A 3,426-nucleotide genomic window follows, 5' to 3' on the forward strand; every position below is an offset into this window, starting at 1 on the left:
GGATTCCGTGAACTATGCTGTATTAGACCAGGCTACATTGTTCTATCAGGGAAAGACAGCATTTGATTTTAACTCTGGCTTCCAGATTGGCGGCGTGGAGACAAACTCTCCGGAATTATCAGACCAGATTGATTGTGCAATGCTGCCTAAGATTAACGCAGATGACCCAGATTATGGGGCTGAGACTTCTAACATTCCTATAGTGGTGTGGCAGAACTCAGAACATCCCGAAATCTGCAAGGCATTCATCAAGAAGTTATATGACAAGGATACATATATGAAATTTCTGGAGGCGACGCCGGTAGGTATGCTGCCATCTATTACCGGAATTTCCGACACGCCGGAGTATCAGAAAAATGAGACCGTTAAGAAGTTCTCAAATGCAGTAGATGTCATTACAAAGACAATGGACATGGGAACAGCAATTGGCTTTGAAAAAGGCCCAAGCGTAGAGGCTGGCCTGCTGACGTCCCAGGGAATCATTGAAAGCATGTTTCAGGACATTATTACGAATGGAACAGATGTAAAAAAAGCTGCAAAAACTGCAGAAGATAAGTTAAATGAGGTGTTCAGTTCTATACAGTAAAGTTAAATACCCCACGGGCAGTCATCAAATGTACAGACGAGCATGTACAACTGAATTGTTACCTTCGTGGGAATAAAGCAGGGGATGCCCGACCATCACTGTGATTCATAAATACAAGGAAGGGCAATCCCGGATAGTAAAAGAAAGGCGGCAAATTATTGTGAAAAGAAAGGTTAAATTTGATTATGCCCGCTGGGTTTTCGTTCTCCCGGCACTGATTATTGTCGGGTTGCTTCTGGTATATCCTATATTCTCGAGCTTATACTACAGCCTGACAACAAAACATCTAATTAAGGCATCCTATGATTTTGTAGGGGGTGCCAATTACAAAGCAGTTCTGTCAGATCCTAATTTTTATAAGGCATTCCTGACATCCATTCTTTGGACGGCTGCTTCTCTGGCAGGGCAGTTATTCATAGGGTTTACTTCAGCGTTGGCTATCAACCGTGTTAAAATAGGCAAAGGTATTTACAGAACATTAATGATTATTCCATGGGCGTTCCCATCCATTGTTATAGCACTATCCTGGAAATGGATACTTAACGGTGTTTCAGGTTTTTTGCCGAATTTTCTTGTGCAAGTAGGGATCTGCAGCGAACTTCCACAATTCTTAAGTGACAGCAACCTGGTGTTTTTGACTTTGATTTTTATCAATGTATGGTTCGGCGTGCCCATGATCATGGTAAATGTACTCTCTGCCCTGCAGACAATCCCGCAAGACCAGTATGAGGCAGCTCAGATTGACGGAGCGTCTAAATTGCAGCAGTTTAGGCTGATAACAGTTCCGCATATCAAGATTGTGGTAGGTCTGTTGGTTGTGCTGCGTACAATCTGGATATTTAATAACTTTGACCTGATTTATCTTCTGACAGGAGGCGGGCCTGCCAATGCGACTACAACCGTGCCAATCTATGCTTATAACATGGGCTGGGGTACGAAGCTTCTGGGTAAATCATCGGCAGTTACGATGCTGCTACTTTCGTTTTTGCTGCTTGTGTGTGTGGTATATTTTACAATTATCGGAAAATGGGAAAAGGAGGATAAGTGATGACTAACAAGAAGGCTAAAACCGGCAATTTTTTTTGCCATATTTATCTCATTATCCTGTCCCTTATTGCTTTCTTTCCCCTGATTTGGGTTTTGCTGTGCTCTGTAAAATCCTCAGGAGATATGACTGCAAACCCAACCCGGTTTTTGCCGGTTAAGTTTACCTTGGAAAATTTCAGTCATGTGATAAATGACCTTAAGTTTGCTGCAAATATTGGAAACAGCGTGATTATTGCATTATCTACCACATGCATTGCAATTATTATCTCATCAATGGCAGCTTATGGGATCGTTCGCTTTTTTCCAAAGCTTGGGTCCATTATGTCAAAGGCACTTGTGACTACCTACATGTTTCCACCAATCTTACTGGCAATCCCTTATTCATTGGTTATGGCAAAGCTGGGGCTTATGAATACGAGAGTAGGCCTTGTCATCGTATATCTTTCTTTCAGCGTGCCTTATGCTGTATGGATGCTGGTGGGATTCTTTAAGACGGTTCCGTTGGGGATAGAAGAGTCGGCCAGGGTGGACGGCGCGAATAAGTTTCAGATATTTTCAAGGATTGTGCTTCCACTCGTAATGCCTGGAATAGTAGCTACTGCTATCTATACATTTATTAATGCGTGGAATGAATTCTTATACTCTTTGATTCTGATTAACAGTACAGACAAAATGACGGTATCCGTAGCATTAAAATCCCTTCAGGGTTCCGAGATATTAAACTGGGGTGACATGATGGCTGCATCTGCGCTGGTAGTTGTACCATCCGTATTATTTTTTATGTTTATACAGAACAAGATTGCAGGCGGCATGACGGACGGAGCCGTAAAATAATTTCAGTATCTGTCAGGACCATGAACAGACACGCCTGCAAGCCCATGAAAAACGCCTTTGGCGATGGGGTCTATAGCTGATTAATTATTTTCGCATGGACTGTAAAGTAAATGCACAGTCCTGTTCGGAACGTTTACTTATTTCGACATTTAAGGAGGTCATTATAATTATGAAAACAATAGGATATGCAATAGTAGGAACAGGTTATTTCGGGGCAGAGCTGGGCCGTATTTTGAAGGAAGCTGAAGGAACTAAAATTGCAGCTGTCCTGGACCCGGTAAATGCTCAGACAGTGGCAGCAGAGTTAGGATGTGATGTGGAGACCGATCTGGATGCCCTCTACAGCCGTGATGATGTAGATGCTGTCATAGTAGCGACTCCCAATTACCTGCATAAAGAGCCGGTTATCAAGGCAGCACAGCATGGAGTCAATGTATTTTGTGAGAAACCCATTGCACTAAGCTACAAGGACTGCGATGAGATGGTAAAGGCGTGCTTGGAGAATGGAGTAAAATTTATGGCAGGGCATGTCATGAACTTTTTTAAGGGCGTGCGTCATGCCAAAAAATTAATCAACGATGGTGTAATAGGAAAGGTGCTGTACTGTCATTCCGCGAGAAATGGATGGGAAGAAGCGCAGGCATCCATATCATGGAAGAAAATCAGGGAGAAATCAGGCGGGCATCTCTACCATCACATCCATGAACTTGACTGTGTGCAATTCCTCATGGGCGGTATGCCGAAAACAGTAACCATGACAGGGGGAAATGCGGCTCATCAGGGCGATGAATTTGGCGATGAAGATGATATGCTGTTTGTGAACATGGAATATGAGGATAGCCGCTATGCCATATTGGAGTGGGGCTCGGCATTCCATTGGCCGGAGCATTATGTCCTGATCCAGGGGACAAAGGGAGCAATCCGCATTGACATGTGCGAATGCGGCGGTATTCTGAAAA

Annotated in this window: 4 protein-coding genes; all 4 read left to right on the forward strand. The window is 43.4% G+C overall.

Annotation, left to right across the window (positions count from 1 at the left end):
* Positions 1-586: extracellular solute-binding protein (locus ACH2DQ_RS09465; RefSeq protein ID WP_395026528.1), on the forward strand; the 586-nt coding region annotated here is incomplete at its 5' end.
* Between the two features lie 160 nt (positions 587-746).
* Positions 747-1,634 (forward strand): carbohydrate ABC transporter permease, encoded by an 888-nt coding sequence (locus tag ACH2DQ_RS09470; protein ID WP_394911445.1) that lies wholly within the window; start codon positions 747-749, stop codon positions 1,632-1,634.
* Positions 1,634-2,467: a carbohydrate ABC transporter permease gene (locus ACH2DQ_RS09475; RefSeq protein WP_394911444.1), complete on the forward strand. Its 834-nt coding sequence runs from the start codon at positions 1,634-1,636 to the stop codon at positions 2,465-2,467. The genes ACH2DQ_RS09470 and ACH2DQ_RS09475 overlap by 1 nt, the downstream gene beginning before the upstream one ends.
* 169 nt (positions 2,468-2,636) lie before the next feature.
* Positions 2,637-3,426: Gfo/Idh/MocA family protein (locus tag ACH2DQ_RS09480; RefSeq protein WP_395026531.1), on the forward strand; the 790-nt coding region annotated here is incomplete at its 3' end.

Source organism: Robinsoniella sp. (assembly GCF_034124845.1).